The organism is Vibrio scophthalmi (assembly GCF_040869025.1).
Classification (GTDB): Bacteria; Pseudomonadota; Gammaproteobacteria; order Enterobacterales; family Vibrionaceae; genus Vibrio; species Vibrio scophthalmi.
This window is the reverse complement of the sequence record NZ_CP134271.1, coordinates 2,295,317-2,318,874: the sequence shown is the minus strand read 5'-3', so window position 1 is coordinate 2,318,874 and position 23,558 is coordinate 2,295,317. Positions and strand designations below refer to the sequence as shown.

The 23,558-nt window shown below is 45.5% G+C and carries 21 protein-coding genes, 8 tRNA genes and 1 pseudogene; 18 read left to right on the top strand and 12 right to left on the bottom strand.

From position 1 onward, the window contains the following. Position 1: 1 nt before the first annotated feature. Positions 2 to 223, bottom strand: a complete 222-nt coding sequence (locus RJD38_RS10685; protein WP_065545584.1) for a sulfurtransferase TusA family protein — start codon at positions 221 to 223, stop codon at positions 2 to 4. A 249-nt stretch (positions 224 to 472) separates the two neighbouring features. On the opposite strand from RJD38_RS10685, the gene RJD38_RS10680 reads away from it, so the two are divergent. Genes RJD38_RS10680 through RJD38_RS10665 form a run of 4 tightly spaced genes read left to right on the top strand, consistent with a single transcriptional unit; the run spans position 473 to position 3,315 of the window. Continuing rightward, on the top strand, positions 473 to 1,930 hold the full coding sequence (locus RJD38_RS10680) for a tetratricopeptide repeat protein (RefSeq protein WP_065545585.1): 1,458 nt from the start codon (positions 473 to 475) through the stop codon (positions 1,928 to 1,930). A 13-nt stretch (positions 1,931 to 1,943) separates the two neighbouring features. After that, positions 1,944 to 2,288, top strand: coding sequence for an arsenate reductase (glutaredoxin) (gene arsC / locus RJD38_RS10675; protein WP_065545586.1), 345 nt, complete (start codon positions 1,944 to 1,946; stop codon positions 2,286 to 2,288). Continuing rightward, on the top strand, positions 2,285 to 2,854 hold the full coding sequence (wrbA, locus tag RJD38_RS10670) for an NAD(P)H:quinone oxidoreductase (protein WP_065545587.1): 570 nt from the start codon (positions 2,285 to 2,287) through the stop codon (positions 2,852 to 2,854). Before arsC ends, wrbA begins: the two co-directional genes overlap by 4 nt. 2 nt (positions 2,855 to 2,856) lie before the next feature. After that, complete coding sequence (locus tag RJD38_RS10665) at positions 2,857 to 3,315, top strand: DUF2069 domain-containing protein (RefSeq protein WP_009388293.1); 459 nt, start codon at positions 2,857 to 2,859, stop codon at positions 3,313 to 3,315. A 40-nt stretch (positions 3,316 to 3,355) separates the two neighbouring features. Here RJD38_RS10665 and RJD38_RS10660 read toward each other — a convergent pair whose 3' ends face one another. Then, on the bottom strand, positions 3,356 to 4,624 hold the full coding sequence (locus RJD38_RS10660) for a DUF2066 domain-containing protein (RefSeq protein ID WP_065545588.1): 1,269 nt from the start codon (positions 4,622 to 4,624) through the stop codon (positions 3,356 to 3,358). A 349-nt stretch (positions 4,625 to 4,973) separates the two neighbouring features. Between RJD38_RS10660 and RJD38_RS10655 the strand changes: the two genes are divergently transcribed. Further along, entirely contained in the window at positions 4,974 to 6,212 is a 1,239-nt protein-coding gene (locus tag RJD38_RS10655; protein ID WP_005595039.1) for a uracil-xanthine permease family protein, read from the top strand. Between the two features lie 217 nt (positions 6,213 to 6,429). Here the strand turns inward: RJD38_RS10655 and ybaK are convergent, their stop codons facing one another. The 8 genes from ybaK to hemA all read right to left on the bottom strand — a co-directional run bounded on the left by ybaK (position 6,430) and on the right by hemA (position 14,533). Then, on the bottom strand, positions 6,430 to 6,903 hold the full coding sequence (gene ybaK / locus RJD38_RS10650; RefSeq protein ID WP_005595040.1) for a Cys-tRNA(Pro) deacylase: 474 nt from the start codon (positions 6,901 to 6,903) through the stop codon (positions 6,430 to 6,432). Between the two features lie 229 nt (positions 6,904 to 7,132). After that, complete coding sequence (gene ushA / locus RJD38_RS10645) at positions 7,133 to 8,794, bottom strand: bifunctional UDP-sugar hydrolase/5'-nucleotidase UshA (protein WP_005595042.1); 1,662 nt, start codon at positions 8,792 to 8,794, stop codon at positions 7,133 to 7,135. A gap of 398 nt (positions 8,795 to 9,192) precedes the next feature. Beyond that, a complete protein-coding gene (kdsA, locus tag RJD38_RS10640; protein WP_005595043.1) occupies positions 9,193 to 10,044 on the bottom strand; it encodes a 3-deoxy-8-phosphooctulonate synthase in 852 nt (283 codons plus the stop codon). 47 nt (positions 10,045 to 10,091) lie between these two features. After that, complete coding sequence (locus RJD38_RS10635; protein ID WP_005595044.1) at positions 10,092 to 10,901, bottom strand: SirB1 family protein; 810 nt, start codon at positions 10,899 to 10,901, stop codon at positions 10,092 to 10,094. Positions 10,902 to 10,913: 12 nt separating this feature from the next. Beyond that, positions 10,914 to 11,285, bottom strand: coding sequence for a SirB2 family protein (locus RJD38_RS10630; RefSeq protein WP_005595046.1), 372 nt, complete (start codon positions 11,283 to 11,285; stop codon positions 10,914 to 10,916). Positions 11,286 to 11,301: 16 nt separating this feature from the next. After that, positions 11,302 to 12,156, bottom strand: a complete 855-nt coding sequence (prmC, locus tag RJD38_RS10625) for a peptide chain release factor N(5)-glutamine methyltransferase (RefSeq protein ID WP_065545589.1) — start codon at positions 12,154 to 12,156, stop codon at positions 11,302 to 11,304. 4 nt (positions 12,157 to 12,160) lie between these two features. Beyond that, positions 12,161 to 13,249 carry a peptide chain release factor 1 gene (gene prfA / locus RJD38_RS10620; RefSeq protein ID WP_009388277.1) on the bottom strand — a complete coding sequence of 363 codons (1,089 nt, stop codon included), beginning with the start codon at positions 13,247 to 13,249 and terminating at the stop codon, positions 12,161 to 12,163. Positions 13,250 to 13,273: 24 nt separating this feature from the next. Next, positions 13,274 to 14,533, bottom strand: a complete 1,260-nt coding sequence (hemA, locus tag RJD38_RS10615) for a glutamyl-tRNA reductase (RefSeq protein WP_009388275.1) — start codon at positions 14,531 to 14,533, stop codon at positions 13,274 to 13,276. A gap of 287 nt (positions 14,534 to 14,820) precedes the next feature. Here hemA and lolB point away from each other — a divergent pair, with 287 nt between their 5' ends. The 13 genes from lolB (at position 14,821) to RJD38_RS10550 (ending at position 20,445) form a co-directional block, all read left to right on the top strand. Beyond that, positions 14,821 to 15,438: a lipoprotein insertase outer membrane protein LolB gene (gene lolB, locus RJD38_RS10610; protein ID WP_005595054.1), complete on the top strand. Its 618-nt coding sequence runs from the start codon at positions 14,821 to 14,823 to the stop codon at positions 15,436 to 15,438. Then, positions 15,438 to 16,310, top strand: coding sequence for a 4-(cytidine 5'-diphospho)-2-C-methyl-D-erythritol kinase (ispE, locus tag RJD38_RS10605; protein ID WP_065545590.1), 873 nt, complete (start codon positions 15,438 to 15,440; stop codon positions 16,308 to 16,310). Before lolB ends, ispE begins: the two co-directional genes overlap by 1 nt. 29 nt (positions 16,311 to 16,339) lie before the next feature. Beyond that, a complete protein-coding gene (locus RJD38_RS10600; RefSeq protein ID WP_005595057.1) occupies positions 16,340 to 17,284 on the top strand; it encodes a ribose-phosphate pyrophosphokinase in 945 nt (314 codons plus the stop codon). A gap of 196 nt (positions 17,285 to 17,480) precedes the next feature. Continuing rightward, positions 17,481 to 18,071 (top strand): aminoacyl-tRNA hydrolase, encoded by a 591-nt coding sequence (gene pth / locus RJD38_RS10595; RefSeq protein ID WP_005595060.1) that lies wholly within the window; start codon positions 17,481 to 17,483, stop codon positions 18,069 to 18,071. 10 nt (positions 18,072 to 18,081) lie between these two features. Beyond that, positions 18,082 to 19,173 carry a redox-regulated ATPase YchF gene (gene ychF, locus RJD38_RS10590; protein WP_005595062.1) on the top strand — a complete coding sequence of 364 codons (1,092 nt, stop codon included), beginning with the start codon at positions 18,082 to 18,084 and terminating at the stop codon, positions 19,171 to 19,173. A gap of 282 nt (positions 19,174 to 19,455) precedes the next feature. After that, positions 19,456 to 19,532: transfer RNA gene (locus RJD38_RS10585), tRNA-Met, on the top strand. Between the two features lie 46 nt (positions 19,533 to 19,578). Then, positions 19,579 to 19,663: transfer RNA gene (locus tag RJD38_RS10580), tRNA-Leu, on the top strand. A gap of 33 nt (positions 19,664 to 19,696) precedes the next feature. Further along, positions 19,697 to 19,771, top strand: a tRNA-Gln gene (locus RJD38_RS10575). Positions 19,772 to 19,850: 79 nt separating this feature from the next. Continuing rightward, a tRNA-Met gene (locus RJD38_RS10570) sits at positions 19,851 to 19,927 on the top strand. Positions 19,928 to 19,979: 52 nt separating this feature from the next. After that, positions 19,980 to 20,064 (top strand) — tRNA-Leu (locus RJD38_RS10565). A gap of 27 nt (positions 20,065 to 20,091) precedes the next feature. Then, positions 20,092 to 20,176: transfer RNA gene (locus tag RJD38_RS10560), tRNA-Leu, on the top strand. 32 nt (positions 20,177 to 20,208) lie between these two features. Then, positions 20,209 to 20,283: transfer RNA gene (locus RJD38_RS10555), tRNA-Gln, on the top strand. 77 nt (positions 20,284 to 20,360) lie between these two features. Then, positions 20,361 to 20,445, top strand: a tRNA-Leu gene (locus RJD38_RS10550). Between the two features lie 163 nt (positions 20,446 to 20,608). On the opposite strand, the pseudogene RJD38_RS10545 reads toward RJD38_RS10550, so the two are convergent. Together RJD38_RS10545 and RJD38_RS10540 are read right to left on the bottom strand one after the other, a co-directional pair. Beyond that, positions 20,609 to 21,744 (bottom strand): annotated as a pseudogene (locus tag RJD38_RS10545) (flagellin). Between the two features lie 513 nt (positions 21,745 to 22,257). Further along, positions 22,258 to 23,397: a flagellin gene (locus RJD38_RS10540; protein ID WP_005592570.1), complete on the bottom strand. Its 1,140-nt coding sequence runs from the start codon at positions 23,395 to 23,397 to the stop codon at positions 22,258 to 22,260. Positions 23,398 to 23,558: the final 161 nt, after the last annotated feature.

The following is a 23,558-nucleotide window of genomic DNA, read 5'->3' as shown; positions in this document are numbered from 1 at the left end:
CTTACTCGGTTCCTTTCATCACGTTTAAAGAGAAATAATCATTAAGCTCAACACAGTCAACTTGAAAGCCGTGCTGGCTAAGAAAGCGGAGAATATCTGACTTTGAACTGGGATCTTGTACGAGAATCGCACACTCTTCACCAGAGGCCATTGCCACAACATGACGCTTGGCAAGTAATAGGGCTAAAGGGCAGCGTTGAGCGCGTAAATCTAAATTCGTCAACGTCGTTCCCCGTAAAAATAATCACTAATATTGCTGTCATTGTATACTTAACCGTATGAAATTGCTCGCCGAGACGCCCTTAGCTGACAAAATCTTGTCGCTGCGCGTGATAAAACGGAAATATCAGATAACTTTATTTGCTTTGAAACCCTCACAACAATAAAGTGTCTATAGCATAGTCGATGTGATTTTTGGGCGCTTACTTGCCGTGAAGTGCCTATCATTTAAAGGGAATATTACCTGTCTAATATGTTTAAACGTACGCGTTCATTGCTCGCTTTGAGTATGGCTGTCACACTTTCTCTACCATCAATGCCTGTGATGGCTAACAGCCTTAATCTGCCCGATATCGGTACCGCAGCGAGCGGCACTTTGACCATCGATCAGGAAAATCAATATGGTGATGCTTACATGCGCATGCTGCGTAATCGAGCTCCCATCATTAATGATCCTGTTCTCAATGAATATATCGACTCGCTTGGACATCGACTCGTTGCCAATGCTGATGATGTCAAAACGCCGTTCACCTTCTTTATGATTCGCGATCGCAATATTAACGCTTTTGCTTTCTTTGGCGGTTATGTCGCAATCCACTCCGGCTTGTTTTTACACGCGCAAAACGAAAGTGAACTTGCCTCGGTGATGGCGCACGAAATTGCGCACGTGACCCAACGCCACCTTGCTCGCAGTATGGAAGATCAAGCCCGTCGTACACCGGCAACCATTGCGGCATTGGCTGGCTCACTGTTATTGGCCATTGCAGCACCAGAAGCTGGGATTGCCGCACTGACTGCCGCGACTGCCGGTAACATGCAGGGGCAAATTAACTATACACGTAGCAATGAAAAAGAAGCCGACCGATTTGGTATTGCTACGCTCTCTAAAGCAGGCTTTGATGTCAGTGCGATGCCGACGTTTTTTGGTCGCCTTGCCGATGAATATCGTTACGCAAGCACACCACCACCAATGCTACTCACGCACCCGCTGCCACAAGATCGTGTCACCGATACTCGTTTACGTGCGCAGAACTACCCTCATGTCCGTGTGCCAGAGTCATTTGATTACCACCTAGCCAAAGCGCGGATTGTCGCGCGTTACGCCAATATTAAACCAGAGTCAGCTCTCGATTGGTTTAACCGTACCGAGAAAAAATCTTCACCGGCGATTAAAGCCACTTTTCAATATGGTCGTGCATTAGTATTGCTAGATGAGCGTAAATTTGATCAAGCGCAACCGATCCTTGAAGCGCTGTATAAACAAGACAAAAATAACCATTTTTACCTTGATGCTTTAGCGGATCTATATATTGGACTCGATCAACCTCAAAAAGCCGTTGATATGTTGAGTAAGGCACTAGAAGCAGCACCAAGTAATCCGGTACTAATGATCAACTACGCCAATACCCTATTAGCACAAGAAAAAACAGAGCAAGCGGTGCGAGTATTGCAACGTTATAGCCATGATAATCCGAACGATATCAATGGTTGGCATCTGCTCTCTGATGCTTACACCAAACTCGGGCAAAGCGACGAAGAACTTGCAGCTCGTGCTGAAATTTTGGCACTCAAAGCCAACTGGAATAAAGCGATTCAATATTACACTCAAGCCAGTCAACTGGCTGAACTTGGCAGCTTAAAACAAGCCAGATACGACGCCCGCATCGATCAATTAATGATTCAGCGTGACCGTTTCATGGCATTACAATAAATCGGAGAAATTTATGTCAGTCGTCATTTATCACAACCCTCGTTGCTCAAAGAGTCGTCAAACCTTGGAGTTGTTAGAGCAAAACGGCGTTCAACCGGAAGTGATTAAATACTTAGAGACGCCACTCAGTATTGAAGCGCTGAAAACCCTTTATGCGCAATTAGAGCTCAGCGAAGTACGAGCGATGATGCGCACCAAAGAAGAACTCTACAAACAACTTAGCCTTACTGATGCCAGCGATGAGCAACTGTTTATCGCAATGGCGGAAAATCCTAAACTGATCGAACGTCCAATTGTCGTTGCCAATGGTAAAGCCAAGCATGGTCGTCCACCAGAGCAGGTATTAGCCATCTTATGAGTTGTCACCTGATCGTGCTTTATTACAGTCGCCATGGTGCAACACAAGCATTAGCACGACAGATCGCAAGAGGAATCGAATCGGTTCCTCATTGCGAAGCCATCATGCGAACTGTAGAAGAAATCTCCTCACAAGAACGTACTGGCAGCGATCCAGCGATTACGCTCGAAGAGCTCAAGCACTGCGATGGCTTAGCCATGGGTAGCCCCGTTTGGTTTGGAAATATGGCTGCGCCATTGAAGCATTTTTGGGATCAAAGCACATCGCTATGGATTAGCGGTGATCTGATTGATAAGCCCGCTTGTGTTTTCACCTCCTCTTCCAGTTTGCACGGAGGCCAAGAAACCACACTACAAAGTATGAAATTACCGCTGTTTCATCATGGCATGTTAGTGATGGGGATTCCCTACTCTGAGCCGCAATTGCATACTACTCAGAGTGGCGGCACGCCTTATGGAGCCAGCCATGTCGGCCATGATTCCGGGCTAACTAAAGAAGAAGTGGAATTAGCACAGCAACTTGGAAAACGGTTAGCACACACCGCATTAAAATTAATCAAGGAGTGATGATGTCTGATGCTCAAACTGAAGCACAAACCGATAATTTGCTAAAGGACATGCAACCTAGCACTAAAGCTTTTCGCCTATTGGCTTTATCTGCCAATCTCGGGTTATTGGCGTGGGTGGCAATCTGGCAGATATTTCTTTCCCCGCATCCACACATCAATAGCACCACACTGGCGATTGCTTGGTGCATCCCGTTACTACTGCCTCTGCCGGGAATTTTAGCTGGCAGGCCTTATACCCATGCGTGGGCTAATTTTGTTTTGATGCTCTACTTTCTTCACGCGCTGACGTTATTGTACCTTGATGGTGGTGAGCGCTGGCTAGCACTGGTTGAACTGATTCTGACCAGTGCGGCGTTTATCGGCAACATCCTTTACGCGCGTAGCCGAGGAAAAGAGTTAGGGTTAAAGCTAAAACGTTTATCGGAAGTCGAAAAACAAGAAAGATCAAAATTTGAATAGCTCAGCATAAAAAAGGCTTCGCAATGCGAAGCCTTTTTTATTAAACGTTATCAACATCGGTTTCTAACGGTGTTTCCGCTTGAGGAGTGCTCTCTTCAATCGACACCGGAGCAACGTATTGACCACCTTGCCACTCAAACATCAAGATAGGTTCTTGTGTTGCAGCTGGCATTTGCTCAATCACGGCAGGTAACACTTGCTCTGCTGAAGGTACGGCAACTGAAAGATCACTTTGCGCACCTGTGCCTGGCACAACTGCCACCTCAGGCGCGGCGGTCGTTGTTTCAACAATTTCTGTTTCAACAATTGCAGGTTCAACGATAGCCGGTAAAGGAATCGCTTCACGCATACGCGATACTTCTTGCTCAAATTCTTGTGGTGATGTCAGTAAGTGCGCCAAGAAGGTCACTTCTTTACCCTGAATTTTAAGAATATCTAACGATGCGACAGAGCTTAGCTGTTGCAATTTTCGCTCAAGTACAAAGAAATCGATCGCATTATCTAATGAGGTAAAACGCACTTTCACCGACTCAGATGATTCGCTTGCCACCACGACACCGCTTTGCTTAGCGTAGTAGTCACTAATCTGGTTAATCATACTATCTGCAGCATCAGCACCGTTGTTGCTGCCACTCAGTGGCGCTTGACGAGTAACACCGATGCTTTGTGGGGCTTGATCATACAATGTCCAGCGTAGGTTATCTCCCTGCGCGCGAACCACCAGCACCGCATCTGCAGGATAACGTTGGCTTGATTTACCAACCGGTTGAGCAAAGCCACCCCATAAATCTGAAATAGTAATACCGGTAACATCATCAAAATCACCGACGGGTACCGTCAGTGGCAAACCGCGACTTTGCGCTTCTTGCTTCATTCGTGCCAGCAATGTCGAATCGGAGTGTTCCCATGCAATACTGCGTTCAGATTGAGTTTCTTCTACCAACCACACTAAAACGTTGGCACGTTGTGCTGGCCAAATCGGCAACTGAGCTTGGCTAAGAAGCGCATTAATATGAGGAGCGCTAAACAACATCTTCATTGTTGGTTGGCCACCCTCTTGGCCTTGGCTGATTTGTGCCAAGTACTGCGCATTTTGTCGTAGTGCTTTTTGGATGATCGGATTGTTGATTGCCGCTTGGTCACCCGAAGCACGTACCACAATCTCTTTCATACCTTCAATACGGGCTTGTGAGTCTGGTTTTTCAACACTCTGATCCAGCACGACTTCAGTATGATATAAATCGACATTGGTTAATGCCATTGCGGGAAAGCCAATCAATCCCAATGCGAATAAAACTAAACGACGCATAATTTTCCTAGAATCAGTTACAGCAGCTCAAACGTCGATGATAAGCAACTTCCTAAACCGGAGCAACTAACATACTGTCAAATTGCGGTCTATTTACTGCCAAGACCCCACTCACATTCCAATCACAGTAAAGAGAACTATGTAACTTCATTTTGAGGGTCAATACATACTATTGATAAATTAACTACTTAATTTAATGGTTAATGTATAAACATTTGATCTAGTTCAGATTGAAATCGTTTGCCATGGTGATAGAATCCTGCGAATTTTATTTTGCGTCCTCAATTCGCTTATTTTGCTGTCGAAATAGGATGAAATTTGGATTCATCGCCACCTAAAGGAATAAAAAATGAAAAATGCTATTCAAGGCGCTCAAATGCTATTTGTTGCATTTGGTGCCCTCGTTCTGGTTCCGTTGTTGACGGGATTAGATCCTAGTGTTGCTCTCTTCGGTGCTGGTATTGGTACCCTAATTTTCCAAGTTGTTACCCGTCGTTCTGTTCCTATCTTCCTCGCTTCATCTTTCGCTTTTATCGCTCCAATTTTATACGGTGTCCAAGCTTGGGGTATTCCTGCAACCATGGGTGGCTTAATGGTGGCAGGCCTAGTGTATGTCGCATTGGGTGCACTGATTAAAATTCGTGGCGTGGGCATTGTGCATAAATTACTTCCTCCTGTTGTGGTAGGCCCTGTAATCATGGTGATTGGTCTTGGTCTGGCACCAAACGCCGTCAATATGGCATTAGGTCGTGGTGGCGATGGCGCGCAAATTATTGATGCCGATGTCGCCCTGATCATTTCAGCCGCCTCTTTGATCACCACTATTGGTATTAGCGTGTTTAGCCGTGGCTTCCTAAAACTGATGCCTATTCTTGGCGGTATCGTTGTCGGTTATGCGCTGAGTTTGTTCTACGGTATTGTCGACTTTACACCAGTGCATCAAGCAGCATGGTTCGCACTTCCGGCATTTGTAATGCCTGAATTCAACATCAACGCGATTCTCTTTATGATCCCGGTGGCGATTGCACCAGCCGTTGAACACGTAGGTGACATGCTGGCTATCTCCAATGTAACCGGTAAAGATTACCTGAAAAAACCGGGACTACATCGCACCATCGCGGGTGACGGCCTAGCAACAATCGCCGCATCAATGGTTGGCGCGCCGCCAAACACCACTTACTCAGAAGTCACTGGTGCGGTAATGCTAACTAAGTCATTCAACCCTGTGATTATGACTTGGACGGCTATCACCGCGATTACGTTATCGCTTGTCGGTAAATTAGGTGCGGTATTACAAACCATCCCAATGCCAGTCATGGGCGGAATCATGATTCTGCTGTTCGGTTCAATCGCAACCGTAGGCCTAAACACGCTGATCAAGAACAACGTTGACCTACACAAGTCACGCAATCTAGTGATCGTTGCAATCACTCTCGTTTTCGGTATCGGTGGCATGGCATTCGGCATTGGCGACTTCAGCCTACAAGGCATCAGCCTATGTGGTATCGTCGCAATCGTACTAAACCTAGTATTGCCTAAAGATCTGGGTGAAAACCACGTAGTTGATAACGCACAGATCGAAAAGTAAGAGGCGCTAGAATCGAGAAATCGAGAAATCGAGAAATCGAGAAATCGAGAAATCGAGAAATCGAAAATATAGATGCGAAAACGCTTCGCTCAAAATAGAAAAAGGGGTGACGATAATCGTCACCCCTTTTTATTGCGTAAGAATTTCTTGATTCTCAAATCTCAGCTCTTAATTCTTGCTTCTCGATTCTTACTTCTCGACTCTCGATTCTCACCGCTTACAGGCACAACTCGACAAATTCTCCACGAGTCAGCATAGCGAGATCCTTGGGAGCTAATTCGATTTCTAGCCCACGGCGACCGGCACTGACAAACAGGGTATCAAGATCCAATGCGCTGTGATGAATGAATGTCGGCAAGGCTTTCTTTTGCCCCAGCGGACTAATACCACCAACCACATAACCGGTCGTCTTTTGGGCGATATCTGGGTTGGCCATTTCGGCCTTTTTCCCTTTGGCCGCTTTCGCTGCCAATTTTAGATTGAGTTTCTGATCTACCGGGATCACGGCCACAGCCAAATTTTTTGCTTCACCATTGAGACAAAAGAGTAAGGTTTTAAACACTTCTTTTGGATCATTTCCCAACGCTTCAACGGCTTCTAAGCCAAAACTTTCGGCGCGCGGATCATGCTCGTATTGATGGATGGTGTGTGGCACTTTCTTTTTTTTCGCCGCATTGATTGCAGGTGTCATAATGGTTCCTAACACTGATCAGGATAAACCACTGCTAAACGCATAAAGTATGCTTGGCAATAACTTATAGTGATAAGTGGCGTTTAATTATAAGTTGATGGTAGACGTTACGTTTTATGTTAACCATCGTTTTTGCCTTGAGTTGACAATAAAAAACGACGCTCAATGAGCGCCGTTTTAGTTAAATCGATCTGTGCTAGACAGTCAATAGGCTTTCACCGCAAAGCGATTACTTGTAAACGATCTCGCCTTTAGGTGCGAATTTGTTTACATCAACAGGGCTGTTTGCTTCTAGGAATTCTTTTAGAACTTCAGCATCTACAAAGCCTGTGTTTACGTAACCTGGGTGATCAGACACTTTAGGGTAACCGTCGCCACCCGCTGCATTGTAGCTTGGCACTGTAAAACGGTACGTTTTTTCAAGATCTACCGCTTCGCCACCTAGCTTCACGTCTGATACTTTGCCATCAGCCACAGTCATTGATACACCGTAGAATTGTACGTATGCGCCTGAATCCACTGGCTTAGTACCAACTACGTTCAAGTAATCTAGTACTTCTTTGCCTGACATATCGATGTAAGTCACGATGTTGCCAAATGGCTGAACAGTCAGTACATCTTTGTACGTTACGTTACCAGCAGCAATAGAGTCACGTACACCACCAGAGTTCATTACCGCGAAGTCTGCTTGTGCGCGTTCCATGTGAGAAGCGGCAATCAAACGGCCTAGGTTAGTTTGCTCAAAACGTACCACATTACGGTCGCCTTCTAGCTTACCGTTGGTTTCAGCAATTTTAACGTTTAGCTTATCTTGACCTTCTTCTTGGAAAGGACGTAAGAATTCTAATAGCGCTTCATCTTTTGCAATTTCATCTTCAATGAAGACACGCTTGCTTTCACCATCAACCTTGATTTTTTTCTTCAAGTTTACTGGGATCAAATCGTAGCTCACCATGTTCAATTCACCATTACGGAACTCATAGTCCGCACGGCCAACGTATTTGCCCCATTCGTGAGCTTGAACAATGTAAGTACCATTTTGCACATCAGGCTTACACTCATCTGATGGCTGGAAGTTTTTCTTCATTACATTTGGCGCTTCCATACACACAGGCTCTTGTGAGTGACCACCCACAATCATATCTAGCGAGCCTTCGTCTAGGTAGCGAGCCAGCGCCACATCACCCGGCGCATTGATACCACGGTTGCCATCTTCGTAGTGGCCCATGTGTGTCACAGCAAAGATAAGATCCGGTTTTTCCGTTTGCTCAAGTTCAGCAATCAGTTTTTTCGCTTCTGCTTTCGGATCACGGAACTCAAGACCACCAATGTATTCTGGGTTACCAATTTTTTGCGTATCTTCAGTGGTTAAACCGATAACCGCAATTTTGATACCTTGCTTATTGAACATCTGGTAAGCCTGGAACATACGTTCGCCAGTCTTTTTATCGTAGATGTTGGCAGAAAGCATTGGGAAATTCGCCCACTCTTCCTGTTTGAAAAGTACTTCTAGTGGGTTATCAAACTCGTGGTTACCTAATGCCATCGCATCGTAACCAATTTTGTTCATACCCTTAAAGTCAGGTTCTGCATCTTGCAGATCAGACTCTGGAACACCTGTGTTGATGTCGCCGCCAGACAGTAGCAAAACGCTACCGCCGTCAGCTTGAACTTCCGCACGTAGCTGATCAATCAACGTTTTACGAGCAGCCATACCGTACTCGCCATATTTGTTTTCCCAGAAACGACCATGGTTATCGTTAGTGTGAAGAACGGTTAATTTATACGTTTTGTCCGCTTCCCACTCTTGTTGAGGAGCTGTTGCACAGCCAGCTAGCGTTGCAAGGATCGCTGCACTTAGTGCTGTTTTTACAATCAGGCGTTGCTTCATTGTCATACCTTTGAACTTATTAGAACCCACTGCCAATTTGCTACCTAAGATGTGATGCTTAGTGTTTATCACTGCATGCTTTAGGATTATCAGTAGCAAAACTTGACTTAGTTTAAATTAACCATTCAAAGTGAACATCTTGATTTCATATTTATGCCATAGCGATCACTATTATTTCGTATAAAAAGTGCAACAGGTAAACAGGCTTACACGTGATTGAATAAAAGATCACAAGCAAACGATTAACTAATCGCCAATCTTAGAAAATGCAAACCATGCGCCGCTTCATAGTACCAACATGATTACCCTACATTAGACTGTTCAGAGACAATATTTCCATCTCAGAAAGGCATAAAAAAGGCTGCCAATGGCAGCCTTAATATCGAAAACGAATCGCGTTACTTGATATCGATATGAGCAAAGCTCTTAATCAAATCATCCAGATCTTTCATCTGTTTTAGGAACGGTTCAAGTTTGTCGAGTGGCAACGCAGATGGGCCATCACAACGCGCTTGATCTGGGTTTGGATGCGCTTCAATAAACAGACCCGCAATACCCGTTGCCAAGCCAGCTTTCGCTAGTTCAACCGTTTGCTCACGACGACCACCAGAAGCAGCACCAGATGGATCACGCATCTGTAGCGAGTGCGTTACGTCAAAGATGATTGGGCTGCCGTTAGATGCTTTTTTCATTACACCAAAACCAAGCATATCAACCACTAGGTTGTCGTAACCCATGCACGAACCACGCTCACAAAGAATCACATTGTTGTTACCGCATTCTGCAAATTTATCAACGATGTTACCCACTTGATTTGGGCTCATAAATTGAGGTTTCTTAACGTTGATTACCGCACCCGTTTTCGCCATGGCTTCAACCAAGTCAGTTTGACGTGCAAGGAATGCTGGTAACTGAATCACGTCAACGACGTCAGCTACAGGTTGTGCCTGTGCTTCTGTGTGAACGTCAGTGATGATTTTCACGCCGAAAGTATCTTTAAGCTCTTGGAAGATCTTCATACCTTCTTCTAGGCCAGGGCCACGGTATGAATGAACAGAGCTACGGTTTGCTTTATCAAAAGACGCTTTAAATACGTAAGGAATACCTAACTTCTCGGTCACTTTTACGTAGTGTTCACAAATCTGCATCGCAAGATCGCGAGACTCTAGAACATTCATACCAGCAAACAAAGTAAACGGTTTGTCGTTAGCAACAGGAATATCACCAACGCGAACGATTTTCTGTTCCATTTTTATCTCTCTATTTCAACGTTTTACGCCAGCATTAATTGCTGGACTTAGTGTAAGGTAACTTGAGTTTGACTCATCGCGCGAACTTGATTTTTCAACAAATCCGCCGCGGGATCATCAGGGCACTGATCAATAAAGTATTGATAATCCGTCAAGGCCATTTTATGACAGTCTAGCTGCTGATAGATAAAGCCGCGATCGCGAATTTCATAAGGATCGTCTGGCACAAAGCTCAGCGCCAAGTCAGTACAGTGCAGCGCTAACGAGTATTGCTCTTCACGCAGTAATGCACTTTTGATTAACGCTAACCAGCGACCAATGACCGTGGGATGATCGGCAATCTCAAGGTGTTTAGACTCTAATTGAGCAAATGGCCCGCGGTGGCCAACTAACCATGCTCGCAACGTATGCTCCGAGACATACTCACCATTAAAAGGATTAACGTAGAGCGGCTTTTGTCCCGGCCACTGTAGAGTCAGCAAAAATTGAGTTGGGAAGGTAATGCCATCGATAGGAAAACCAAGTCTTTTACCGATATACAACATCACGGCGCCCAAGCTGACTGGTATGCCTTTGCGACGTTCTAATACTTTATCGACAAACGCGTTAGCCGAATCGAAGTAGGCTTCAACATCGCCTTGAAAGCCCCAATCAAAGTAAAATAGACGCAAGAACGCTTCAAATCGTTGCTGCTCATTGCTTTCATGCACTAAGGCAAGCTCCGCCTCAGCGACTAAACGTTGCAGTTCTACATTGACCCAATCAACTTGTGTGTCTGGATTGATCGCGTGATTCAGTACTAAAGCACCTTCAATCAGCTCAAGAGCATCAAAGTCTTCATCAAACAAAGGTTGCATGTCGGTACTCATTTAGAACAACAATGGCGTTTTGGTGATCGCCACTTTGCCCGCCATCAATAACCAACCAAGTGCGCCAAAGAATGCAAATACACGTAGCCAGTTGTTTTTCGCCAACTTCAGAGCAAAGAAACCCAGTGCGATATAGGCTAATACGCAAGTCAGTTTAGATGGCAACCATGGCGCAGCTGACCATGGAATAAACCCAACAATCAGCGCAACCCCAGAAATCAGCAGAGCTGAGTCGACGATGTGAGGAAAGATTTTAAGAAATTTCTTCTCACGCAGTGGGGAGTTTGCCATTAATAGTGCAAAACGTACCGACAACAGTGTGGCACTTAGGGCAATTGTTAATAGATGAAAATGCTTCAAACCTTCGTACATGAGATGCTCTCTATCCTTATTTTACAAAACGACCCAGTGTTACCCTATCGTTATGACCATAATCTTGATGAGTTTCGACTTGTTGATAGCCGTACTCTGCAAAAATTGCTCTTACTGCTTTACCTTGTTCGAATCCATGTTCAAACAATAACCATCCTTGATCACATAAATAGCCACGCGCAGCTTGAATAATATGACGAATATCAGCCAAACCATTATCACTCGCCACCAGCGCACTAAGCGGTTCAAAACGCACGTCACCTTGAGTTAAATGCGGGTCGTTTTCTTCTATGTAAGGTGGATTAGACACAATTACAGCAAACTGCGTACCAACTTCAAGCGGCTCAAACCAGCTGCCAGCCAAAAAGGTCGCATTGTTGATCGCCAAGCGCTGACCATTGCGGGTAGCCAATTGTTGGGCTTCGACCATAAGATCAATACCAACCACGTTACGTTTAGGCAACTCTGAGGCCAGAGCTAAAGCAATCGCACCAGTGCCTGTGCCCAAATCTAAGATATCGCCGTCGGTATCCACCGCTTTATCTAGAGCAAGCTCAACAAGACGTTCTGTATCAGGACGAGGGATTAAAGTGGTTGGCGAGACTTGCAATGGTAGCGACCAAAACTCACGCTCACCGACAATGTAAGCGACGGGTTCGCCAGTTAAACGGCGTGCCAACAAGGCTTCAAATGGGGCAAGCTCTTGCTGACTCAACTCTTTTTCAGGCCAAGTCATCAAGAATGAGCGCGGTTTCTCCAGCGCATGGCAGAGCAATACCGCGGCATCAAGAGACGGCGATTCGCTGCCGCTCTCTTGAAGTTGCTGTACGGCGCTTTTTAGTGTGTTTTCAACACTGTTTGGTGCCGTCATTGAATTAGTGGTTCTCAGCAAGAGCGGCAAGCTGATCCGCTTGGTGCTCTTGGATTACAGGGTCGATCAAGCTTGCGAGATCGCCTTCCATCACTTCGTTTAGACGGTAGATGGTCAAGTTGATACGGTGATCAGAAACACGACCTTGTGGGTAGTTGTAAGTACGAATACGGTCACTACGGTCACCAGAACCTAGTAGGTTACGACGTGTATCTGACACTTCTGCCGCGCGACGTGCTTGTTCAGCTTGTACGATACGAGCAGCAAGAACCTGCATCGCTTTCGCTTTGTTCTTGTGCTGTGAACGCTCGTCCTGACACTCAACCACAGTACCTGTTGGTAAGTGGGTAATACGGATTGCTGAATCCGTGGTGTTGACGTGCTGACCACCTGCGCCTGAGGCACGGAAAGTATCAATTTTCAGGTCAGCCGCTTTAATTTCTGGTAAATCCGCTTCTGGGATTTCCGCCATTACTGCAACCGTACACGCTGACGTATGCACACGACCTTGAGATTCAGTTTCAGGAACACGTTGTACACGGTGACCGCCTGATTCAAATTTCAGTACGCCATAAGCACCATCACCGCTTACTTTTGCGATCATCTCTTTGTAACCGCCCTGCTCTGATTCGTTGCTGCTCATCACTTCAACGCGCCAGCCTTTTTTCTCGGCGAACTTCGAGTACATACGGAAAAGGTTACCAGCAAAGATACCCGCTTCATCACCACCTGCGCCCGCACGAATTTCTAGGAAACAGTTACGATCGTCGTTTGGATCTTTTGGTAGCAGCAAAATTTGCAGCTCATCATTTAAACGCTCAATGCTTTCTTTTGCGTCTTTGATTTCTTCCTGAGCCATTTCACGCATTTCTGCGTCATCTTCTTTCGCCATCTCTTCTGCCGCTTCAAGATCTTCTTGAGCTTGCTGATAAGCTTGGAAGCACTTCGTCACTTCTTCAAGTTGCGAATACTCTTTAGACAATGCACGGAATTTGTTCTGATCACCGATCACACCAGGATCGCCTAGCAGGTGTTGTACTTCTTCGTAACGTTCTACTAGCGTTTCTAGCTTAGTCAGAATTGAGGCTTTCATATTTTATTAACTCGGGGGTTCTAGTTATAGCGGGTCATCAAGACCCAAACTTTGTCTAATAATGGCAAGCCGTGCTGGCTCACCTTGCTCTGCAGCGCTTTGTAGTGCGCGAGTCGGAGTATGAATCAAGCGATTGGTCAGCTTATTACTAAGTTCAATCAACACGCTTTCCGGATCGCCACCGGCCTGCAGGGCATGAATACTACGCGCCAACAACTCTTGACGAATGTCGTTAGCACTAGTGCGATAATCTCGAATGCTGTCAACGCCTTGCAAAGAACGTAGCCAAGTCATAAACGCGGCACTCTCTTCACTGACGATCGCTTCCGCTTGAATGGCTTCAACTTTACGTTGTTCCATGTTGCTATCGACAATCGATTGCAAGTCATCAACAGTATATAAATAGGCATCATCGAGTTCGCCCACTTGGGACTCGATATCACGCGGCACCGCAATATCAACAAACAACATCGGTTGATTACGACGCGCTTTCAAGGCGCTTTCCACCATCCCCTTACCAATAATCGGCAATGGGCTTGCAGTCGAACTAATAACAATATCTGCGCGCGCAAGATGCTCTGGAATCTCAGGTAAACTGATCACTTCCGCGCCAAACTCTTCCGCTAAGGTCAATGCGCGTTCACGGGTACGGTTCGCAACAATAATTTTGGTGCAACCGTTGCCAGCTAGATGCTTCGCTACTAACTCAATCGTTTCACCAGCGCCGACCAAAAGAACGGTCGATTGCTGTAACGATTCAAAAATATGCTTAGCAAGCGTACACGCCGCATACGCAACTGAAACCGCGCTGCCGCCAATATCTGTCTCGGTACGCACGCGTTTTGCAACTGAAAAGGTTTTTTGGAACCATTTTTCCATCGCCGCATTAACCGCTTTATGTTCACGCGAGTCAGAAAAGGCTTGTTTGACTTGACCTAAAATCTGCGGTTCCCCCAGCACGAGAGAGTCTAATCCGCACGCAACACGCATCAAATGACGAATCGCGGCCTGCTCTTCATGAATATAAAGGCTGGGTTTTAGCTCTTCAGGAATCACTTGGTGGAACTGTGAAATCCAGTCAATCACCTTGTTTCTCGCCGAAGGTTTTACATCACAGTAAACCTCAGTACGGTTACAAGTTGATACAATAACGCTACCGTTAACAAGCTGATTTTCAGTCAGTTGCTGTAGTGCTTGCGGTAACTTTTCCGGCCCGAAAGCGACTTTTTCGCGCAGTTCTACAGAAGCCGTATTATGATTTATACCGATAGCAAGCAAAGACATGTACTGTGGGTTCTCTGAATCAAGTTATGATCGAACAAGGACGGAATTTTACTTGATGCCCCCCTTGAATAAAAGGGGATCGCGAATTTGTTTTTCCAGCTTGCTACCTAAAACCTCTCTTTGAGCCCAAAAAAACCGGATTACAGCCTGTTTAAAACAGCCAATTTATTGATCACTGCTGCATTGTCTTTTTTCATTTTGCGCGAACGCAAAGGAAGCAAGAGTTCATCATAAGAACAATGCTATAGTAATCATCCTTATATCGCTCATTTAGGATAAATGTACTGATGTTTCACCGATTATCTTCGCGATTACTTGCTATCATCGCGCTGCTAGCGACTCTTGCTGGCTGTAGTTCCATTCAAGATAGCCACACCAGTGTCGAGTGGCAGGCTCATCAACAAAGACTTGAATTAGTAAGTGATTACCAAGCGGTGGGTAAGCTTGGTTATATTTCACCAGAACAAAGAGAGTCGTTAAATTTTCAATGGCAACACGACGCCAAGAGCAATCAATTACGTTTGAGCACTTTCCTTGGTCAAACAGTATTGAATATGCAAAGTCGTCCAGGCTATGCCACTGTCGAAACCTATGACGACCAAAATTTAACCGATGTCAGCGCCGATCGTTTGATCACACGTCTGACTGGATTGACCATTCCTGTCGAACAACTCAATGATTGGCTATTAGGTAAGCCCACCAATGCCGATCATTACACGGTTAATGACACGCAAACACTGGCGTCATTAACCAAAACGATCCAAGGGCAAACATGGCAGCTCGAATATGTCAGCTATCAAGATGTTTCATTTTTGGGCTCAACGCTGCCTGTTCCGCATAAACTTAAACTCAAGCAAAACGACATCACGATTAATTTAGTGATTTCTAAGTGGACATTGAAGTAATGATTAGTGACACCACTCACTGGCCTTCACCAGCAAAATTAAATCTGTTTCTCTACATCACGGGTCGCCGTGCCAACGGTTACCATGATCTGCAAACCTTGTTTCAGTTTCTCGACCACGGTGATGAGCTCACGATTACCGCCAATAAAAGTGGCGAAATCACTCTGTCACCCGATATTCCAGGTGTCGCACTGCACGACAATTTAATTTGGCGTGCAGCAACCGCTTTGCAGCAATTTACCGGCTGCCAATATGGTGCTGACATTCAGTTACAAAAAATCCTACCGATGGGGGGCGGCATTGGCGGCGGTTCATCCAACGCGGCTACCGTATTGGTTGCGCTTAATCACCTGTGGCAAACCGGCTGTACTGACGAGCAACTGGCAGAGATCGGCCTAAAACTTGGTGCTGATGTGCCGGTGTTTGTTCGCGGGCACGCGGCCTTTGCTGAAGGTGTCGGTGAAGAAATTATTGCTGTCGAACCCGAAGAGAAATACTACTTAGTGGTTAGACCCGATGTGAGTATCGCCACCGTGGATATTTTTACTCACCCCGATCTGACGCGAGACACCGAAAAACGGCCATTATCTGAGCTGCTAGAGAACAATTACGAAAACGATTGCGAAAAAATTGTGAGAATGCTGTACCCAGAGGTTGATAAGCAACTTTCATGGCTGCTACAATACGCGCCGTCAAGATTGACCGGTACGGGATCGTGTGTTTTTGCTGAATTTATTCGTAAAAACGATGCACAACAGGTACTCGAGCAGCTCCCTGACACTGTCTCGGCCTTTGTAGCGAAAGGGAATAACGTTTCGCCACTCTACCAGACACTGGCTAACTACCGTTTAGCCCACAATCTATTTATTTAAATACTGGACGCAACCCCGAGGTTTCCACCGTGCCTGATATGAAGCTATTTGCTGGTAACGCTACACCTGTACTAGCCCAACGCATTGCTGATCGTCTATACATCTCTCTTGGTGACGCTACTGTTTCTCGTTTTTCTGATGGCGAAGTCGCTGTTCAAATCAACGAAAACGTACGTGGTAGTGATGTATTCATCATCCAATCTACCTGTGCACCAACCAACGACAACTTAATGGAACTTGTCGTTATGATTGATGCGATGCGCCGCGCTTCTGCTGGCCGTATTACAGCAGTTATCCCTTACTTTGGTTACGCTCGCCAAGACCGTCGTGTACGTTCTTCACGTGTGCCTATCACTGCAAAAGTTGTGGCTGACTTCCTTTCTAACGTTGGTGTTGACCGCGTTCTTACGATCGACCTACACGCTGAGCAAATCCAAGGCTTCTTCGATGTACCTGTAGATAACATCTTCGGTACACCGGTATTGCTTGAAGATATGCAAACTCGTGGTCTAGATAACCCAGTTGTGGTTTCTCCAGACCTAGGCGGTGTGGTACGTGCTCGCGCAACTGCTAAAGCACTTGGCGATATCGATATTGCTATCGTTGATAAACGTCGTCCACGTGCAAACGTATCAGAAGTAATGAACCTAATCGGTGATGTTGAAGGTCGCGACTGTGTGATCGTTGATGACATGATCGACACTGGTGGTACGCTATGTAAAGCAGCAGAAGCTTTGAAAGAGCGCGGTGCTAAGCGTGTATTCGCTTACGCAACTCACGCTGTTTTCTCTGGCAACGCCGCTGAAAACATCAAGAACTCTGTTCTAGACCAAGTGATCGTAACTGACTCAATCACACTGTCTAAAGAGATGGAAGCAACAGGCAAAGTAACCACTCTAAGCCTATCTCGCATGCTTGCTGAAGCGATTCGTCGTATTAGCAACGAAGAGTCAATCTCTGCAATGTTTAACTAATCTTTTTTAAGATTAATACGAATTTGAAAACACCCCTTTAAGGGGTGTTTTTTTATGGTTATTCCCAAAACAAATAACGTTGATTCACCTGTTGGGATAGTCAGCCACTTTTTGCGCAACGTATTGACACCTCGCCCCAGTTGGGATTTGTGTGCTATCATACTGCGCTTTTTGATATTCCAGAGAGATCCCAACCTTGACTCAACAGATCAAACTTCTTGTCGGACTGGCTAACCCTGGCCCTGAATACGCTAAGACTCGCCATAATGCGGGCGCTTGGGTAGTGGAAGAGTTAGCTCGCGTTCATAACGTCACGCTAAAGAATGAGCCAAAGTTCTTTGGTCTAACTGGACGCATCATGGTAAATGGTGAAGATCTTCGTCTTTTGATCCCCACCACTTTTATGAACTTGTCTGGTAAAGCCATTGCGCCACTAGCGAAGTTCTACCAAATTAAACCAGAAGAGATCATGGTCGCTCACGACGAGCTAGACTTACCTCCTGGTGTGGCTAAATTTAAAAAAGGCGGTGGTCACGGTGGTCATAATGGCCTGCGTGATACCATCAGCAAATTAGCCAACAATAAAGATTTTTATCGTCTACGGATCGGCATTGGCCATCCTGGACACAAAGATAAAGTGGCAGGTTATGTGTTAGGTAAAGCTCCCGCTAAAGAGCAAGAGCTCCTTGATGCAGCAGCAGACGAGTCTGTTCGTTGCCTCGACATCTTATTAAAAGATGGCCTAAGCAAAGCACAAAATCGCTTACACACGTTCAAAGCTGAATAAGGTTACAATCATGGGTTTTAAATGCGGCATCGTTGGTCTACCAAACGTTGGTAAATCAACTCTGTTCAATGCACTAACGAAAGCGGGTATCGAAGCAGCAAACTTCCCGTTCTGTACAATCGAGCCAAACACAGGTGTGGTACCAGTACCAGATCTACGTCTTGATGCGTTATCTAAAATTGTGAACCCACAGCGCGTACTGCCGACGACAATGGAATTCGTAGACATCGCAGGCCTAGTTGCGGGTGCATCAAAAGGTGAAGGCCTAGGAAACAAATTCCTAGCAAACATCCGTGAAACGGATGCGATTGGCCACGTTGTTCGTTGTTTTGAAAACGAAAACATTATCCACGTTGCAGGTAAAGTCTCTCCGATCGAAGATATCGAAGTGATCAACCTTGAGCTTGCTCTAGCTGACCTTGATTCTTGTGAGCGCGCGATTCAGCGTAACGCGAAGAAAGCAAAAGGCGGCGACAAAGACGCTAAGTTCGAAATCACTGTACTAGAAAAACTGCTACCAGTATTAACTGAAGGTGGTATGGCACGTACTGTTGAGCTTTCTAAAGAAGAGTTGTTGGCGGTTGATTACCTAAACTTCCTAACGCTAAAGCCAACCATGTACATTGCTAACGTGAATGAAGATGGTTTCGAAAACAACCCTTACCTAGACGCTGTATGCGAATACGCAGCTAAAGAGAACAACGTTGTTGTTGCTGTTTGTGCGGCGATTGAGTCAGAAATGGCTGAACTAGAAGACGAGGAGCGTGAAGAGTTCCTTGCTGATATGGGTATTGAAGAACCAGGTCTAAACCGCGTTATCCGCGCAGGTTACGAACTGCTTGAACTACACACTTACTTCACAGCTGGCGTAAAAGAAGTTCGTGCATGGACTATCCCTGTTGGCGCAACAGCACCAAAAGCAGCGGGTAAGATCCACACTGACTTCGAAAAAGGCTTTATCCGTGCTGAAGTCGTTGGTTACGACGACTTTATCCAATTCAACGGTGAAAGCGGCGCGAAAGACGCAGGCAAATGGCGTCTTGAAGGTAAAGAATACATCGTAAAAGATGGCGATGTGGTTCACTTCCGTTTTAACGTTTAATCATTTGCGCATTTTTTGCCCAAGTTATTGACTTTAAAAGCCAGCACGATTGCTGGCTTTTTTTATATCCCGATCAAAGCCGCCTTTTAATTTCAATAGCTGCCGTCAATTTTTTACCAGTTTTAGATCATTAACGCGCCTCTTTGTTTAAAAAGGAACCGAACGATTCATTTATCCAAATTTCTTCGAAAAAACTGTTGACGGTTCTCGCTCAGATACGCATAATGCGCCCCGTTCCCAACGAGACAACAACGAATCGAAAGGAGCGGAAAACATGGTAATGGCTACTTAGCTCAGCTGGTTAGAGCACATCACTCATAATGATGGGGTCACAGGTTCAAATCCCGTAGTAGCCACCATTCCTAATTGTTTTCGACTTTAAGTTTAAAGCAATCAGGAATAGATGCGGTCGTGGCGGAATTGGTAGACGCACCAGATTTAGGTTCTGGCGCCGTAAGGTGTGAGAGTTCAAGTCTCTCCGACCGCACCATTGTTTAAATAACTTCGTAGAAGTTATTGCTGTAGGTCTATCGCCAAGCGGTAAGGCACCGGCTTTTGATGCCGGCATTCCCTGGTTCGAATCCAGGTAGACCTGCCACTATTTAAGTGGAAACCTTTTGATAAAAAGGGTTGTCACCGAGAGAGAGAATAGTTTATATTGTTTCGCTCGAAAACAAGGCTACTTAGCTCAGCTGGTTAGAGCACATCACTCATAATGATGGGGTCACAGGTTCAAATCCCGTAGTAGCCACCATATTCAAACTGTTAGTTTAACCAATCAACTATCAGTTATGTAGATTCAAGATGCGGTCGTGGCGGAATTGGTAGACGCACCAGATTTAGGTTCTGGCGCCGCAAGGTGTGAGAGTTCAAGTCTCTCCGACCGCACCATCTTGACATAATCTACAAACGAATCACGCGGTCGTGGCGGAATTGGTAGACGCACCAGATTTAGGTTCTGGCGCCGTAAGGTGTGAGAGTTCAAGTCTCTCCGACCGCACCATGATTTAAATAACTTCACTGAAGTTATGCTGTAGGTCTATCGCCAAGCGGTAAGGCACCGGCTTTTGATGCCGGCATTCCCTGGTTCGAATCCAGGTAGACCTGCCACTATTTAAACATGTTGAGCAATCGACATGACAACGTTACTAAGATAACCAATGTCTTTTTAACTATAAAAGTTTGCTGCGGTCGTGGCGGAATTGGTAGACGCACCAGATTTAGGTTCTGGCGCCGTAAGGTGTGAGAGTTCAAGTCTCTCCGACCGCACCATCATTAATAGAACCCAGCTTTTGCTGGGTTTTGTTTTATCTGCAGCTCTCTATTCTCTACTACCCTGTTCAACGCTCATCAAGTGAATGCTCCTTTCGCACTGATAAAAAAAATCCAGCCCGAAGACTGGATTTAGAATCATTCATGAGAATTTGATCTACGATTAACCAAGCAAACTTAACGCTGAGTTTGGCGCTTGCTTCGCTTGAGCCAATACCGAACTTGATGCTTGACTAAGGATCTGTGATTTAGTCAATGCTGTCGTCTCTTTAGCAAAATCGGTATCTGCAATACGGCTCTTCGACGCATTCACATTTTCATTAATGTTATCAAGGTTACTGATCGCATGGTCGAAGCGGTTTTGGAAAGCACCCAATTCAGCACGATGGCTATCAACAAACTTCAATGCCGCATCGACAACGGCTACCGATTGCTGCGCGCCACCAACACTTGTCACATCGATCGTATCAACCGTTTGAGCTTTGGCTTCACCAATTTGTAGATCACTGGCTAGCGAGCCTGCAAATGACGCTGTGCCACTGACTTTATTGTTATCAGTAAAGAGTTGTAGTTGACCATCTTCATTCACTGATGCTTTGACCATATCGGTTTGGCCATTAATGTAGGTTGCCACTTCTTCGATATCATCACCTTCTTTAGCGACGATATTAATTAGCTTCTCTTCGCCGCTGTAACGGTCTGTCACGGTAATATCTAATGCAGCGCTATCAGCTTGCACAGTCCAATCTGCGCCTTTCTCTGTCGCGGCTACGTAGCTATTGCCACCCATCATGGTGTTATCACTGCGCATGTTCTGTAGCGACAGCATCACCGCTTCACCATTATCCGCACCAATCTGCATTGATTTGGTCGAGAAGGTACCATTAAGAAGCTTGTTACCACCAAATGAGGTCGTTTCGGCAATTCGGTTAATTCATCATTCAATGCAGTTACTTCCTCTTGAATCGCCACACGTTCTGAATCTGAATTTGAGCCGTTAGCAGACTGCAAAGAAAGATCACGCATACGCTGTAGAATGTTGGTGCTTTCATTCATCGCACCTTCTGCAGTTTGCGCAATTGAGATACCATCGTTCGCATTACGAACCGCAACGTCTAAACCACGACTTTGCACATTCAAACGGTTCGAAATCTGCATACCAGCGGCATCATCTTTGGCGCTGTTGATTCTTGAGCCTGAAGATAAACGCTCCATCGACTCTTGTTGAGCACTGGTTGCACTGTTTAAGTAACGCTGCGCTGTCATCGCAGATACGTTTGTATTTACATTCACCGCCATGGTGTCTCTCCTATTGATTTCCGCCGAGCGGATATTCCGTGCGGTTTCCGACGTCTCGGCAAACCAAGTAGTTCTCTCAAAGTAACCTTATTAGCGACGGGGAATTGGTTAACTTTAGAGCAATAGGCGAATTTGTTTTAAAAATAGACATTTATTGATAAATAATTGAGCTAGCTCTAAAAAAACAGGGTCATTATTCATCAAATCAAAATCACGGAGGCGATGTTTAAAACAGAAAAAGGACGATGATGCTAAGGCATGAGCCTGCACTGACAGTCGATAAATATCAGAGAAGAGGATAAGAAAAAAGAAAAGCCCCATCCTTTGAGAGAACCGGGGCTAGTGTGGTAGCCAATATGGAGATCGAGAGAAATGATCATTTATGGCCGCCGTGCATGAATATCATCACTCAGGGGTAGTTGTGAGAGAGAACCCCATCGTGAATCTGCTTCATGCTTGCCGTAAATCCCCTACTGTCCTACGTCTAGGTAATGCCAATAGGGAGACTTACTATTACTGCAATAGCGTGATTGCAGAGTTAGGCAATTGTTTTGCTTGAGCAAGGATTGAAGTCCCTGCTTGTTGCAGAATTTGTGCTTTAGTCATTGCTGTCGTTTCTTTCGCAAAATCAGTATCACGAATACGGCTATTTGACGCAGCAACGTTTTCTTGGATGTTAGCCAAGTTATTAATACTGTGGCTTAAGCGGTTTTGTTTTGCACCGAGATCAGCACGTTGTGAATCAACGTATTGCAGTGCTGAATCGACGATACCAACGGCATTTTGCGCGCCACCAACGGTTGTCACATCAATGCTCTGAACGGTTGCTGCCGTACCTGGACCACCCGCTAGACCTAGTTCACCAGCGAGTCCGCCACCAAACTCAACATTGCCTTCTAGATGACGATTTGGAACGAAAATCTGTAGCTGACCATTTTCATCAACAGAAGCATTTAGCTTTTGTGATTGACCATTAAGGTAAGTAGCAAGCTCTTCGATATCATCACCAGCGCGAGTATTGATGGCCAAGTCGACCAATTCACCCTCTTTGGTGGTGAATTTAATCGTTAGGTCGGCTTTATCTGCCGGGATACCCCACTCGCTATCTTTGCCAATAGTACCTGCAAACGTTTGACCACCCATACGAGCTTCATCAGCGCGAATACTGGTCAAGCCCATGATCATTGCTTCACCAGAGCTTGCGCCAATTTGGAATGCCGCTTCACCAAACTGGCCATTCAACAATTTACGACCACCAAACGACGTTGTCTCTGCGATACGGTTCAATTCATCTTGCAGAGCAACCACTTCTTCATTGATCGCTTCGCGTTCAGCAGATGAGTTAGTGCCGTTTGCAGACTGCAGTGATAAGTCACGAATACGTTGCAAGATACTGGTGGATTCATCCATCGCACCTTCTGCGGTTTGCGCAATCGAGATACCATCATTCGCATTACGCATCGCTACGTCGAGGCCGCGAGATTGCGCAGTCAATCTGTTTGAAATCTGTAGACCAGCTGCATCATCCTTAGCACTGTTGATTTTTTTACCTGATGATAGGCGTTCCATCGAGGTATTCAGATCATCAGTCGATTTTGTAAGATAACGCTGAGCGGTCATCGCCGAGACGTTAGTATTTACGTTAATGGTCATAATTTGCACTCCTAGTGAGTTCGCAATGTCTTGCGAAGCGGCCAGCTTAATCTCATTTGGAAGTACTGACCGTAAATTATTTGTTCAGTAAGGGGGAGCCTTACCTAAAAACCGTTTAGTGAAACTTTGAAATAGTTAATTCAATTAATATGCCAACTTTT